Consider the following 13,253-nt stretch of genomic DNA (forward strand, 5'->3'; position numbering starts at 1 on the left):
CCTCACCCCATTTCGAGGATTTCCCATGAGCATCGTTCGTAACGACAAGCCCTTCGTCCTGGCCGGTCGTACCTACCAGTCCCGTCTGCTGGTCGGCACCGGCAAGTACCGCGACATGGAAGAAACCCGCCTGGCCATCGAAGCCTCGGGCGCAGAGATCGTCACCTTCGCCGTACGCCGCACCAACCTCGGCCAGATCGAAGGCGAGCCGAACCTGCTCGAAGTGCTGTCGCCGGATCGCTACACCTTCCTGCCGAACACTGCCGGTTGCTACGACGCCATCGAAGCCGTACGCACCTGCCGCCTGGCTCGTGAGCTGCTCGACGGCCACAACCTGGTGAAGCTGGAAGTGCTGGCTGATCAGAAAACCCTGTTCCCCAACGTGATTGAAACCCTCAAGGCCGCTGAAACGCTGGTCAAAGAAGGTTTCGACGTGATGGTCTACACCAGCGATGACCCGATCATCGCGCGCCAACTGGCGGAAATCGGCTGCATCGCCGTGATGCCGCTGGCGGGTCTGATCGGGTCCGGCCTGGGTATCTGCAATCCGTACAACCTGCAGATCATCCTCGAAGAAGCGAAGATCCCGGTGCTGGTGGATGCCGGCGTGGGCACTGCCTCCGACGCGACCATCGCCATGGAACTGGGCTGCGACGCGGTGCTGATGAATTCGGCCATCGCCCATGCCCAGCAACCGATCCTGATGGCCGAAGCCATGAACCACGCCATCGTCGCGGGCCGCCTGGCCTACCTCGCCGGTCGCATGCCGAAAAAACTCTACGCCAGCGCCTCCTCGCCGCTGGATGGTCTGATCAAGTAAGAGCCATTGATGACTGAATCAAACGAAACGCCGAACACCGTGGACGCAGGCGACGAGTCCAAGCACCGCCGCATCAAGAGTTTTGTGATGCGCGCCGGTCGCATGACCGAAGGCCAGCAAAAGGGCCTGGAGCAAGGTACGCCGCTGTTCGTGCTGCCATTGGCCGATGCGCCGGTGGATTACGACCAGGTGTTCGGCCGTTCGGCCCCGCGATCTCTGGAAATCGGTTTTGGCATGGGCCACTCCCTGCTGGAGATGGCCGCTGCCGCGCCGGACCAGGACTTCATCGGCGTGGAAGTCCACCGCCCTGGTGTTGGCGCTCTGCTCAATGGCGTGTTGACCCAAGGGTTGACCAACCTGCGGGTCTACGACTGCGACGCCATCGAAGTGCTTAACCGCTGCATCGCCGACAACAGCCTCGACCGCCTGATGCTGTTCTTCCCCGACCCATGGCACAAAGCCCGTCACCACAAGCGTCGCATCGTCCAGGCCTCCTTCGCGGAGCTGGTGCGCAGCAAGCTCAAGGTCGGCGGCATCCTGCACATGGCCACCGACTGGGAACCGTACGCGGAATACATGCTGGAAGTGATGAACGTCGCCCCTGGCTATCGCAACCTGGCGGAAGACGGCAAGTGCGTGCCACGCCCGGCTGAGCGCCCGATCACCAAGTTTGAGCGTCGCGGCGAGCGGTTGGGGCATGGGGTGTGGGATCTGAAGTTCGAGAAGCTGGCTTAATTCGCCACTGACTTGAAATACGATCCAGTGTGGGAGCTGGCTTGCCTGCGATGCGGATACCTCGGTGCATCAGTGGTACCGAGGTGATGCTATCGCAGGCAAGCCAGCTCCCACGTTTGTTTTGTGGTGTGCCTGGGGTCAGCGACGGTCGGCAACGACGCCAATCAATACCAGCACCACCACCAACACCGGTGCCAGGCTGTAGTTATTGAATTGGCTCAACCCCCGCACAATCCACGGCGTGGCATAGATCAACGCCGCGCCGCTGCCGATCATGCACACCAATGCCATCAACGGTACGCGCAACGCACCCGCGATGCTGCCCAAGCGCGCTTCCACCCAACCTTTGATATCGGCACCAAACAGCACCAGCAGGCAGCCGACGAGAGCCAGGGAGATTTCCGACAGGTTGCTACGGCTCCAGCGGGATACGGTGGCGAGCAGGTCGAGTACCAAATCCATTCGATTTCCTTAGAGCGTCAGCTCAAAAACTTCTGCAACAGGTCATTGAGAAAGAGTTGCCCGCGGTCGGTCGCCGCCAGGCGTGACGGTTCGACCTGCATTAAGCCACTTTGTTCTGCCTCGCGTCGGCCTTCATCGAGGCTTGCCAGGTCGAGGCCGGTACGCTCGGCGTAGAGCCTGGCGTCGACGCCTTCGGTGAGGCGCAGGGCGTTCATCAGGAACTCGAATGGCAGTTCTTCGTTGGTCAGTTCCTTCGCGCCGGCCTGAAAGCTTTTAGCCGGGTTGAGGTAGTCCTTCGGTGCGCGGGTCTTCCAGGTGCGCACGATGCGCCCATCAGGATGGCTGAGCTTGCCGTGGGCGCCTGCGCCGATGCCAATGAAGTCACCGAAGCTCCAGTAATTGAGGTTATGTCGCGCAGGGCGACCCGGTTGGGCATAGGCCGACACTTCATATTGTGCATAGCCGTGTTCGGCAAGCAGCGCCTGGCCGGCTTCCTGGATGTCCCAGAGCGTGTCGTCTTCCGGCAGCGCGGGCGGCTGGTTCCAGAACACGGTGTTGGGTTCCAGGGTCAGTTGGTACCACGACAGGTGCGTTGGCTTCAGCGCGATGGCCTGGCGCAGGTCACCCAAGGCGTCATCCAGTGACTGATCGGGCAAACCGTGCATCAGGTCCAGGTTGAAGTTATCAAACCCGGCCTGGCGCGCCATGCCGGCGGCGCGCACGGCTTCGTCGCCGTTGTGGATGCGGCCCAGGGCCTCGAGCTTTTCCTGCTGGAAGCTCTGGATGCCGATGGACAGGCGATTGATTCCCAGCTTGCGATACGCGACGAATTTTTCTTGCTCGAACGTCCCGGGGTTGGCTTCCAGGGTGATCTCGATATCGCGGGCAAACGGGATGCGTGCTTCCACGCCCTTGAGCAGGCGGCCCAGCGCAGCGGCGCTGAACAGGCTCGGCGTGCCGCCGCCAAAGAAGATCGAACTCAGCTCGCGGCCGTAGACCGCGTGCAGGTCCTGATCGAGGTCGGCCAGTAGCGCGTCCACGTACTCTTCTTCCGGCAGTACTTTACTGGCGGTGTGGGAGTTGAAGTCGCAATAGGGGCATTTGCGCACGCACCAAGGGATATGGATATACAGCGCCAGGGGCGGCAGCACAGGCAAGGCCGCCCGAGGTGTTTGCGCGCCACCGTGGATCAGTGGCTGCGCAGAGGTGTTCTGGGTCATTTCAGGCTCAGGCGTTGGCGCAGCAAATCCATTGCGCGGGCGCGGTGGCTGATCTGGTTCTTGTCGGCCGGGCTCAGTTCGGCGCTGGAAACGTTACGCTCCGGTACCCAGAACAGCGGGTCATAGCCAAACCCATGCTCACCGCTGGCCGCATGCAGGATGCGCCCGTGCCACAAGCCTTCGCACAGGATCGGCAGCGGGTCGTCGGCATGCCGAACCAGTGCCAGCACGCAGACGAACTGCGCACCGCGTTCAGCGTCCGGCACGTCCTTGAGCGCATCCAGCAGCTTGGCGTTGTTGGCGGCGTCGCCCTTGCCGTCGGCGTAGCGTGCCGAATAAATGCCCGGTGCACCACCGAGGAAGTCGACCGCCAGGCCCGAGTCATCCGCCAGCGCCGGCAGGCCGGAGAGGCGTGCGGCATTACGCGCCTTGAGGATAGCGTTCTCGACGAACGACAGCCCGGTCTCTTCCGGCTCCACCTGGCTGAACTCGCCAATCGAGCGCAGTTGCACGGCGTCGCCGAGCATGGCCTGCAGTTCTTTGAGTTTGCCGGCGTTATGGCTGGCCAGTACGAGTTGGGTAAGGTTCATCATTCGGCCGGAAACAGTTCCTGGTTGAATTGGAAACTATGGGCTTTGCCCCCGGTTTCAACGTTGATGGTAAACGTCTTGTATTCGCGCTGGGTCACGGCGTAGGGCGCGAGATAATTGATGCCACCTTTTTCATTGATTTGCTTGAAGGTGAGAATCTCGCTCTTGCCGCCCAAATCCTTGATGGTGCCCGTCACTTGCGCGGCCACGGGCGTCACGCCCTTGATCACGGTCACGTTGATCAAGCCCTTCTCCTTGCTGCGTACCACGCCGACCTTCTGGGCGGTTTCCGGTTGCAGGAAGCTGGAGGTGAACGTGTTGTAGTGAACAGTGATATCGCCGAAGTCTTTCTTGCGATTAGCGTCGATAGCGTCCGCAGCCATGGCGCTGGCGCCCAGGCATGCGGTCAATAGAAAAACAGCCAAACGACTCATGATCGTCCCTCTTGAAAATGATTAGACGGCAATCTTGTGGTCTGTCAGGCCAGGGCTGCTGACCCGGTAAATTCCGATTTCGCCCAACAGATTGGGCCATAGCTTACTCGCCCAGCCGTGGCGATGCTGTTGATCGACGGCAAGGCGGTTGATCACCTTGGCTTCACGCTCACTGCACAGGGCTTCGAAGTCTTCGAAGGTGCAGAAGTGGATGTTCGGCGTGTTGTACCACGTGTACGGCAGGAAGTCCGACACCGGCATGCGGCCCTTGGTGGCCAGGTACCAGCGGCAGCGCCAGTGGCCGAAGTTGGGGAAGGTGATGATGCACTGGCGGCCTACGCGCAGCATTTCGTCGAGGATGCGGTCTGGGTAATGCACCGCCTGCAGGGCCTGGGTCATCACCACGATGTCAAAGCTGTTGCTGGCAAAGTTGCCCAGGCCCTTGTCCAGGTCCTGCTCGATCACGTTGATGCCCTTGGCCACGCACTGGGCGATGTTGTCCGGGTCGTTTTCCAGGCCATAGCCGGTGACTTGCTTGTTGTCGCGCAGCCAGCTCAGCAGTTCGCCATCGCCGCAGCCAAGGTCGAGCACGCGGCTGCCGGCGGGGATCCAGTCTTGGATGATTTCCAGGTCGGCTCTCATGGCGTTCTCACACAGTAATTCGGTTCATGTAGTTGCTGAACGCTTGCAGGTAGCGCGGGATCGGGATCAGGAAGGCGTCGTGGCCTTGCGGAGCATCGATCTCCAGGTAGCAGACGTCTTTGCGCGCGGCCATCAGGGCGTCCACCAGCTCGCGGGAGCGCGCCGGCGAAAAGCGCCAGTCGGTGGTGAACGACATCACGCAGAACTTGGCCGTGGCGCCTTCGAAGGTTTTTGCCAGGTCGTCGTCAAAGTTGGCCGCCGGGTCGAAATAGTCCAGGGCCTTGGTCATCAGCAAATAGGTGTTGGCGTCGAAACGCCCCGAGAACTCTTCGCCCTGGTAACGCAGGTAGCTTTCTACCTGGAATTCGACGCTGTGGAAATCGTAGTTGAGCTTCTCGCTCTTGAGGCCACGGCCAAATTTCTCGCCCATGGAGTCATCGGACAGGTAGGTGATGTGCCCGACCATGCGCGCCAGCATCAGGCCGCGCTTGGGGATCACACCGGCTTCCTGGAACGAACCGCCATGGAACTCCGGGTCGGTCAGGATCGCCTGGCGCGCCACTTCGTTGAAAGCGATGTTCTGCGCCGATAACTTGGGGGCCGAGGCAATGGCCAGGCAATGGCGTACCCGATCCGGGTAAGTGATGGTCCACTGCAGCGCCTGCATGCCACCCAGGCTGCCGCCGATGACGGCGGCCCATTGGCTGATGCCCAACAAGTCGGCCAGGCGCGCCTGGCTGTGCACCCAGTCTTCCACGGTGAGCACCGGGAAGTCGGCGCCGAAAGGCTTGCCTGTCTCAGGGTTGAGGCTGCTGGGGCCGGTGGAGCCGTTGCAACCACCGAGGTTGTTCAGGCTGACCACAAAGAACCGGTTGGTGTCGATGGGCTTGCCGGGGCCGATGCAGCTGTCCCACCAGCCGGGCTTGCGCTCGTCGACCGAGTGGAAACCGGCCGCGTGATGATGGCCGGACAAGGCGTGGCAGATCAGCACGGCGTTGGTCGCCGTGGCATTCAGTTGGCCATAGGTTTCGTAGATCAGGTCGTAGGCAGGCAGCGAACGGCCGCAGGCCAGGGCCAGCGGTTCGCTGAAGTGCGCCACTTGGGGCACGACCAGTCCAACAGAATCGGGGGGAAAGGCAGCTGGCATCGACCCTGCTCTCGTTCAAATGAGGCGTAAGTCTAAAGAGCGGGAACCCCAGCGGCAAGCAAAGGCCTGCGCGGATTGAATTCAACACACCGATACGAAATGCAGGAGCCGGCAGGCCGGCTCCTACAAGGGGCGTCAGATCAGCAAACGCAGGATTTCTGGCATCCCGGTCATGGCGGCCAGGTTGTTGATCACCAGCATGTCCAGCAACTTGAGCACCATGAACGCCAGGATCGGCGAGATATCCAGGCCGCCCAGGTTCGGCAGCAGGCGGCGGAACGGTGCCAGGGCTGGTTCGCAGATCTGGTTCACCAACTCGGCACCCGGGTTGTGGCTACCTGGAGCGACCCACGACAGGATCACGCTGATGATCAGGGCGAAGAAGAAGATCTTCAGGAACAGCGCGGTGACGCCGATGATCGACCAGATCAGCAACTGTACGAAATTGCCGGTAGTGCCGTAGGTCAGCAGCAGGGTCAGGGCCATCAAGGCCAACTGCACCAGGATCGCCAGCACCAGCGACGACATGTCCAGGCCGAACAGGCTCGGGATGATCCGGCGCAAAGGCTTGAGCAGCGGCTGGGTGGCCTTGACGATGAACTGGCAGAGCGGGTTGTAGAAGTTGGCGCGCACCAGTTGCAGCACGAAGCGCATCAGTACGATCAGCAGGTACAGGCTGCCGAGGGTTTGCAGCACGTAGACGGCTGCGGTGTTCAGACCAATCATGTTGGCTCCTTATTTGCCCAGTTGTTCGGCGAGTTCCGCCGAGCGGTGCGCAGCGGCACCCAATGCTTTTTCTACCAGGGCTTCAAAGCCCCCGGCCTGGAACGACTCGATGGCCGCCTGTGTGGTGCCGCCGGGAGAGGTCACGCGGCGGCGCAACTCAGCGGCGTCCACATCGCTGGCGACCGCCATATGCGCGGCGCCCAGGGCGGTCTGCTCGGCCAGTTGCTCGGCAACGTCCTTGGACAGCCCCAGCTTCACCCCGGCGGCGGTCATGGCTTCGATCAGCAGGAAGAAATAGGCCGGGCCGCTACCGGACACCGCGGTGACCGCGTCCAGTTGCTGCTCCTGTTCCAGCCACAGGGCAATGCCCACGGCTGACAGCAACTCCTGCGCCTGGCCGCGTTGTTCGGCGGTCACTTCGGCGGTGGCGTACAACCCGCTCACGCCTTGGCTGACCAGGGCTGGGGTGTTGGGCATGCAGCGCACGATCGGCTGGGCGCCGAGCCAGTTGTTCATGCTGGCGCAGGTGATGCCGGCGGCGATGGACACCACCAACTGCTGCGGCTGCAGGCTCGCACGCAGGTTTTCGCACACAGCCTTCATGGCCTGTGGCTTCACTGCCAGCACAATCACATCGACGCCACGGATGGCCTCGGCGTTGTCGGCAAAGGTTTCAATGCCGTGCTCGGCGCTGACGCGCGCACGGGTGTCGGCGCCGGGGTCGCTGGCGCGGATCTGCGCGGCGTCCAGGCCCTTGGCCCGCAGGCCTCCGATCAGGCTGGCCGCCATGTTACCGGCGCCGATAAAGGCAATACGCGTGTTGCTCATGACAGGTCCTTACTCAGATGGAAGTCAGCCATTTCATGGCTGGCCGTAGTCGCGGGCGCCAAACAGGGCGGTACCAATCCGCACCCAGGTAGCGCCTTGGGCGATGGCCGACTCCAGGTCGTGGCTCATGCCCATGGAAAGTGTGTCCAGCGGCAGGTTCAAACGGGCTTGCAGCTCGCGCACGGTGGCGAACGCTGCGTCTTGCGCGGCACGATCTTCGGTCGGCTCGGGGATTGCCATCAGGCCACGCAACTTCAGGCGCGGCAGGGCGCTGATGGCGTTGGCCAGGGCCGGCAGGTCGGCGGGCGTACAGCCGGACTTGCTGGCTTCGCCACTGACGTTGACCTGGATGCAGATGTTCAGCGGTGGCAGGTCGGCCGGGCGTTGTTCGGACAGGCGTTGTGCAATTTTGAGGCGGTCCACGGAATGCACCCAAGCGAAGTTCTCGGCGATAGCGCGCGTCTTGTTCGATTGAATGGGGCCGATGAAGTGCCAACTCAAGGGCAGGTCGGTTAATTCGGCCTGTTTGCCCAGGGCTTCCTGCAGATAGTTCTCGCCAAAGTCGCGCATTCCGGCGGCGTAGGCTTCGCGCACGGCCTGTGCGGGCTTGGTCTTGCTCACGGCCAGCAGGTGGATGCTGCTTGCGTCACGTTGCACGGCGTCGGCTGCGGCGCGGATGCGCTGGCTAACCTGGCCGATGTTGTCTGCTATCGTCGACATTCAAGATGCGCCCGTGGATATGGAGTCCGCGGCATTCTACTGGAAATGGAAAGCCCTATGGATATCACAGAATTACTGACGGCCAGCGTGCGCCGTGGCGCCTCCGACCTGCATTTGTCGGCGGGCCTGGTGCCGATGCTGCGGGTGGATGGCGAGGTGTGGCCTTTGGATTGGCCGGTGCTTTCAGCGCTGCAAGTGGCGGACCTATTGAGCCCCTTGCTCAATCAGCACCAACAAAAGGATTTCGAAACATCTCTTGAAACGGATTTTGCCTTCGAGTTGCCCGGCGTTGCGCGGTTCCGGGCAAATGTATTCCAGCAGGCGCGTGGCATGGGCGCGGTGTTTCGCACCATCCCGTGCGAAGTCCGGAGCCTGGAAAGCCTTGGCCTTGGCGAAGTGTTCCAGCGTATCGCCCAGCTACCCCGTGGCCTGGTCTTGGTGACCGGTCCTACCGGCTCGGGCAAGTCCACCACCCTGGCGGCGATGATCGACTTTCTCAATCAGCATCGGCGTCAGCACATCCTGACCCTCGAAGACCCCATCGAATTTATCCACACGCCCAAAATCGCCCTGATCAACCAGCGCCAGGTGCACCGCGACACGCATGACTTTTCCACAGCGCTGCGTTCCGCGCTCCGGGAAGACCCGGACGTGATCCTGGTGGGTGAGTTGCGCGACCTGGAAACCATCCGCCTGGCGCTGACGGCGGCCGAGACCGGGCACCTGGTATTTGGCACCCTGCACACCACGTCGGCGGCAAAGACCGTAGACCGACTGGTGGACGTGTTCCCGGCCGGAGAAAAGGCCATGGTCCGCTCGATGCTGTCCGAGACGCTGCAGGCGGTGGTGTCTCAGGTTCTGGTGAAGAAGGTCGGCGGCGGGCGCGTGGCGGCCCATGAAATCATGTTGGGCACACCGGCCATTCGCAATCTGATTCGCGAGGACAAGGTGGCGCAGATGGTTTCGGCGATCCAGACGGGCGGGGCGCTGGGGATGAAGACGCTGGACATGAGCTTGAAGGCGCTGGTCGGGGCAGGAGTGATCAGCCTGGAAGCGGCGCGGGAGAAGGCGAGGGTGCCTGTGGATATCTAGCGAACGCTGATATCAATGTGGGAGCGGGCTTGCCTGCAATAGCGCACTGCCGGGCTACATGCCTGCCACTGACACAGCGTCATCGCAGGCGAGCCAGCTCCCTCATTTGATTGCATTTCAAACAGGGAGGCTGGTGCCTGTGGGTTCTAGCGCTGTACGACCCGCAGGTTGCTGTTCTGCTCTTTCGGCAGAACGCGCTTGGCAATCACGTAGTTCTTGTCCCAGAACGGCTTTTTCAGCGTGTCGATGCTCACCGACTTGCCACGACGCGGCGCGTGGATGAACCGATCGTTGCCCAGGTAGATGGCAACGTGGTTTACCTGGCGGCTCTTCAGTTTGAAGAACAGCAGGTCACCTGGTTTCAGGTCCTTGCGATCAACCTTCTGCCCATGGCCGGCGGCCATGGCGTTGGAGGTGCGCGGCAAATCCACGGCGGCTACGTCGTTGAACGCATATTTCACCAGGCCACTGCAGTCGAACCCTTTACTTGGGCTACTGCCGCCCCAACGATAAGGCGTACCCAGCACGTTGACGGCGCGGCTGAGGACGGTGCTGCTCTGCTTGGTGTTGACGGCCATCAGGGCCGGGTTGGCTTTGCCGTGGGCCTTGCTCAGTTGAGTCGGGCGGTTGACGGTCAGCTTTACCGATTTGGCCGTGCTTGGCGTGCTGTGGACTTTAGGGGTGAAACCGTTAACGTTAGGAAGTCGTTGCTCACGATTGGTGGCGTGGGCGGCCAGTGGCATTAATAGGCAAATGGTTAGCCATGTCTTGAAAAATGGTCGCATTAGGCGTGGCTCTTATGGGTTTGCGCGCAACTTTATAACAGCTTTTTGTGTCGTTCTCAGGCCGTTTGTCGACTGAACCTTGACGTCAAAATCAGGAAAAACGCGACTATTCGCCGCAATTGTCCTACACAAGTCAGGTGGCATAAGGCTTTCAGGGGAGGGAAGATACCATTTGCCGTACGTCGGGCGCCTGTAAAAAAGTCACAAAGAAAGTGAAAAAATTTATCTATCGAGGCAAAAGAGGTACGCGATGAACACCTATCAACAGATTGGTTCGCAGCAAGATACCCACAGCAAGGTGATCGGTTACCTGTTGTGGATTTTCGGTTTTACCGGGGCGCACCGCTTCTATTACGGCAAGCCGGTGACCGGTACGATCTGGTTTTTTACCTTGGGCTTGCTGGGCATCGGCTGGTTGATCGACCTGTTCCTGATCCCGGCCATGGACCGTGAAGCGGACCTGCGTTTTACCGCGGGGCCCATCGAATACAACGTGGCCTGGATTCTGTTGGCGTTTCTCGGTGTGTTCGGCGTGCACCGCATGTACCAGGGCAAATGGATCTCCGGACTGATCTACCTGCTGACCGGCGGCTTGTTCCTGGTGGGGGTGCTGTATGACTTCTGGACGTTGAACACGCAGATATCGATCCGCAATGCCGAGCGCAACGCCGGACGGTAAGTCTGCACACAATCAAATGTGGGAGCTGGCTTGTGTGGGAGCAGGCAAGCCAGCTCCCACATGGGCCGTGCCCACATTGGATGTGTTCTATCAGGCCTGGTAGCTGATGCGTCCGTCCACCAAGGTGTAGCGCACCGTCGCCGGCAGGCTATGGCCGATGAACGGGCAGTTTTCACCCTTGGACAACCACCGCTCCCCGGCAACCGTGGAGCTGGCTGGGTCGAACAGCACCAGGTCCGCCGCCGAACCCACCGCCAGCTTGCCCGCAGGCAGGCGCAATGCCTCTGCCGGGCCGGCGCCCAGGCGTGCCAGCAGCGTCGGCAGGTCTAACAGCCCGTCTTCCACCAACGTCATCGCCAGCGGCAGCAACAGTTCGACACTGCTGATACCCGGCTCTGTCGCACCAAACGGTGCCAGCTTGGCATCCCGCTCATGGGGCTGGTGATGGCTGGAGATCGCCGAGACCACCCCAGACTTGACCGCCGCACGCAAACCTTCACGGTCGGCCAGGGTGCGCAGTGGCGGTTGCACGTGATACAGGCTGGAGAAGTCGATCAGCGCTTCATCCGTCAGGATCAATTGATACAGCGCCACGTCCGCCGTTACCCGCAAGCCACGTGCCTGGGCCTGGGCGATCAAGGCCACGCCCCGGGCGCTGGTCAGCTGGCTGAAGTGCGCACGCACGCCGCTTTGTTCCACCAGCAGCAGGTCACGGGCCAGGGCCACGGTTTCGGCGGTTTCCGGAATACCCGGCAAACCGAGGAAGCTGGCCACGGCGCCTTCGTGGGCCAGGCCGCCTTCGGCCAGGTCGCGGTCCTGGGAGTGGAAGATCACTGTCAGGTCGAAGGTGGCTGCATATTCCAGGGCGCGCAACAGCGTACGGGTGCTGCGGAAACTCTCCAGGCCGTTGCCGAAGGCCACGCAACCGGCGTCACGCAAGGCGATCAGTTCGGCGAGTTGTTCGCCTTCCAGGCCTTTGCTCAGGGCGCCGATGGGGAACACTTTGCAGTTGCCGGCTTCACGGGCGCGGTCGAGGATCAGCTCGGTCACGGCCGAGGTGTCCAGCACCGGTTTGGTATGGGGAGGGCAGCACAGGCTAGTGACGCCGCCGGCCGCAGCGGCGCGGGTTTCGCTGATGATATTGCCCTTGCGGCTGTAGCCCGGCTCGCGCAGGGCGACGTTAAGGTCCACCAGGCCAGGCGCGGCCACCAGGCCTTTGGCGTCGATCGTCTCGCTCGCGCTGAAGCCTGCCGGCGCGGCGCCGATGGCGATGATCTTGCCGGCTTCCATATGAAGGTCGGTGACGTGATCCAGGCCGCTGGCTGGATCGATGACTCGGGCGCCGAGAATGCTGAGCTTCACTGGGCGTTCTCCTGCTCGAATTGACGTTGCGCGGTTTGTCCGCTCATGGCCATGGACAACACCGCCATGCGCACGGCGATGCCGTAGGTCACCTGGTTGAGGATCACCGACTGGTTGCCGTCGGCCACCGCCGACTCAATCTCCACGCCGCGGTTGATCGGGCCCGGGTGCATCACGATGGCATCCGGCTTGGCACCCGCCAGGCGTGCGGTTGTCAGGCCGAACAGGCGGTAGAACTCGCCTTCGCTCGGCAGCAGGCCGCCGGCCATGCGCTCGCGTTGCAGGCGCAGCATGATCACCACGTCCACATCCTTGAGGCCCTCGGTCATGTCGGTGTAGACCTTCACGCCATACTGCTCGATACCGATCGGCAGCAGGGTTTTCGGTGCAATCACGCGGATGTCCGGGCAGCCCAGGGTTTTCAGGGCCAGCATGTTCGAGCGTGCGACCCGCGAGTGCAGGATGTCGCCGACGATGGCCACCGAGAGGTTTTCAAAGCTGCCCTTGTGCCGACGGATGGTGAGCATGTCGAGCATGCCCTGGGTCGGGTGGGCATGACGGCCGTCGCCGCCGTTGATGATTGCGACTTGCGGGCACACGTGTTCGGCGATGAAGTGCGCAGCACCGGAGTCGCCGTGGCGTACCACGAACATGTCGGCGGCCATGGCTTCCAGGTTGCGCAGGGTGTCGAGCAGGGTTTCGCCCTTGCTGGCCGACGAGGTGGACACGTTCAGCGTGATCACGTCGGCCGACAGTCGCTGGGCCGCCAGTTCAAAGGTGGTGCGGGTGCGGGTGGAGTTCTCGAAGAACACATTGCAGATGGTCTTGCCGCGCAGCAGCGGGACCTTCTTCACAGCCCGGCCACCGACTTCGAGGAACGAATCGGCGGTGTCGAGGATTTCGGTCAGCAGTTCGCGGGGCAAACCGTCGAGGGACAAGAAGTGTTGCAACTGACCCTGAGCATTGAGCTGCAGCGGGCGCTTGGCATCTAGAGGCGTCATCGCGGGGACT

At 61.9% G+C, this 13,253-nt stretch carries 16 protein-coding genes; 4 read left to right on the plus strand and 12 right to left on the minus strand.

Annotated features, from left to right (window positions below; all coding sequences use genetic code 11):
* Nucleotides 1-25 precede the first annotated feature (25 nt).
* Both CQ002_RS02365 and trmB read left to right on the plus strand, forming a co-directional pair.
* Nucleotides 26-820: a thiazole synthase gene (locus tag CQ002_RS02365; RefSeq protein WP_034109963.1), complete on the plus strand. Its 795-nt coding sequence runs from the start codon at nt 26-28 to the stop codon at nt 818-820.
* Between the two features lie 9 nt (nt 821-829).
* Entirely contained in the window at nt 830-1,555 is a 726-nt protein-coding gene (gene trmB, locus CQ002_RS02370) for a tRNA (guanosine(46)-N7)-methyltransferase TrmB (RefSeq protein ID WP_034109962.1), read from the plus strand.
* 138 nt (nt 1,556-1,693) lie between these two features.
* Here the strand turns inward: trmB and CQ002_RS02375 are convergent, their stop codons facing one another.
* From CQ002_RS02375 to CQ002_RS02415, 9 genes are all read right to left on the minus strand, one after another.
* Nucleotides 1,694-2,017 carry a DUF3392 domain-containing protein gene (locus tag CQ002_RS02375; RefSeq protein WP_016972961.1) on the minus strand — a complete coding sequence of 108 codons (324 nt, stop codon included), beginning with the start codon at nt 2,015-2,017 and terminating at the stop codon, nt 1,694-1,696.
* Nucleotides 2,018-2,034: 17 nt separating this feature from the next.
* Nucleotides 2,035-3,237: a radical SAM family heme chaperone HemW gene (gene hemW, locus CQ002_RS02380; RefSeq protein ID WP_034109961.1), complete on the minus strand. Its 1,203-nt coding sequence runs from the start codon at nt 3,235-3,237 to the stop codon at nt 2,035-2,037.
* Nucleotides 3,234-3,830: an RdgB/HAM1 family non-canonical purine NTP pyrophosphatase gene (rdgB, locus tag CQ002_RS02385; RefSeq protein ID WP_034109959.1), complete on the minus strand. Its 597-nt coding sequence runs from the start codon at nt 3,828-3,830 to the stop codon at nt 3,234-3,236. Before rdgB ends, hemW begins: the two co-directional genes overlap by 4 nt.
* Entirely contained in the window at nt 3,827-4,261 is a 435-nt protein-coding gene (locus CQ002_RS02390; protein WP_015886348.1) for a DUF4426 domain-containing protein, read from the minus strand. The genes rdgB and CQ002_RS02390 overlap by 4 nt, the downstream gene beginning before the upstream one ends.
* Before the next feature lie 21 nt (nt 4,262-4,282).
* A complete protein-coding gene (gene metW, locus CQ002_RS02395; RefSeq protein WP_034109956.1) occupies nt 4,283-4,903 on the minus strand; it encodes a methionine biosynthesis protein MetW in 621 nt (206 codons plus the stop codon).
* Nucleotides 4,904-4,910: 7 nt separating this feature from the next.
* Nucleotides 4,911-6,050: a homoserine O-acetyltransferase gene (locus CQ002_RS02400; RefSeq protein WP_034109954.1), complete on the minus strand. Its 1,140-nt coding sequence runs from the start codon at nt 6,048-6,050 to the stop codon at nt 4,911-4,913.
* A gap of 135 nt (nt 6,051-6,185) precedes the next feature.
* Nucleotides 6,186-6,776, minus strand: a complete 591-nt coding sequence (locus CQ002_RS02405; protein WP_034109951.1) for a YggT family protein — start codon at nt 6,774-6,776, stop codon at nt 6,186-6,188.
* A 9-nt stretch (nt 6,777-6,785) separates the two neighbouring features.
* On the minus strand, nt 6,786-7,604 hold the full coding sequence (gene proC, locus CQ002_RS02410) for a pyrroline-5-carboxylate reductase (protein WP_034109950.1): 819 nt from the start codon (nt 7,602-7,604) through the stop codon (nt 6,786-6,788).
* Between the two features lie 33 nt (nt 7,605-7,637).
* On the minus strand, nt 7,638-8,324 hold the full coding sequence (locus tag CQ002_RS02415) for a YggS family pyridoxal phosphate-dependent enzyme (RefSeq protein WP_034109949.1): 687 nt from the start codon (nt 8,322-8,324) through the stop codon (nt 7,638-7,640).
* Between the two features lie 57 nt (nt 8,325-8,381).
* On the opposite strand from CQ002_RS02415, the gene CQ002_RS02420 reads away from it, so the two are divergent.
* A complete protein-coding gene (locus CQ002_RS02420) occupies nt 8,382-9,416 on the plus strand; it encodes a type IV pilus twitching motility protein PilT (protein ID WP_034109947.1) in 1,035 nt (344 codons plus the stop codon).
* Nucleotides 9,417-9,562: 146 nt separating this feature from the next.
* Here the strand turns inward: CQ002_RS02420 and CQ002_RS02425 are convergent, their stop codons facing one another.
* A complete protein-coding gene (locus CQ002_RS02425; RefSeq protein ID WP_034109945.1) occupies nt 9,563-10,201 on the minus strand; it encodes a C40 family peptidase in 639 nt (212 codons plus the stop codon).
* 268 nt (nt 10,202-10,469) lie between these two features.
* On the opposite strand from CQ002_RS02425, the gene CQ002_RS02430 reads away from it, so the two are divergent.
* Nucleotides 10,470-10,880: a TM2 domain-containing protein gene (locus CQ002_RS02430; protein ID WP_164403484.1), complete on the plus strand. Its 411-nt coding sequence runs from the start codon at nt 10,470-10,472 to the stop codon at nt 10,878-10,880.
* A gap of 90 nt (nt 10,881-10,970) precedes the next feature.
* Here CQ002_RS02430 and CQ002_RS02435 read toward each other — a convergent pair whose 3' ends face one another.
* Both CQ002_RS02435 and CQ002_RS02440 read right to left on the minus strand, forming a co-directional pair.
* The gene (locus tag CQ002_RS02435; RefSeq protein WP_034109942.1) at nt 10,971-12,242 is read right to left on the minus strand and encodes a dihydroorotase; all 1,272 of its coding nucleotides are present in this window, start codon (nt 12,240-12,242) and stop codon (nt 10,971-10,973) included.
* Nucleotides 12,239-13,243 carry an aspartate carbamoyltransferase catalytic subunit gene (locus CQ002_RS02440; protein ID WP_025857712.1) on the minus strand — a complete coding sequence of 335 codons (1,005 nt, stop codon included), beginning with the start codon at nt 13,241-13,243 and terminating at the stop codon, nt 12,239-12,241. Before CQ002_RS02440 ends, CQ002_RS02435 begins: the two co-directional genes overlap by 4 nt.
* Nucleotides 13,244-13,253 lie beyond the last annotated feature (10 nt).

The sequence above is a fragment of the Pseudomonas sp. MYb13 genome, assembly GCF_002980075.1.
In the GTDB taxonomy this organism is placed as follows: Bacteria; Pseudomonadota; Gammaproteobacteria; order Pseudomonadales; family Pseudomonadaceae; genus Aquipseudomonas; species Aquipseudomonas lurida.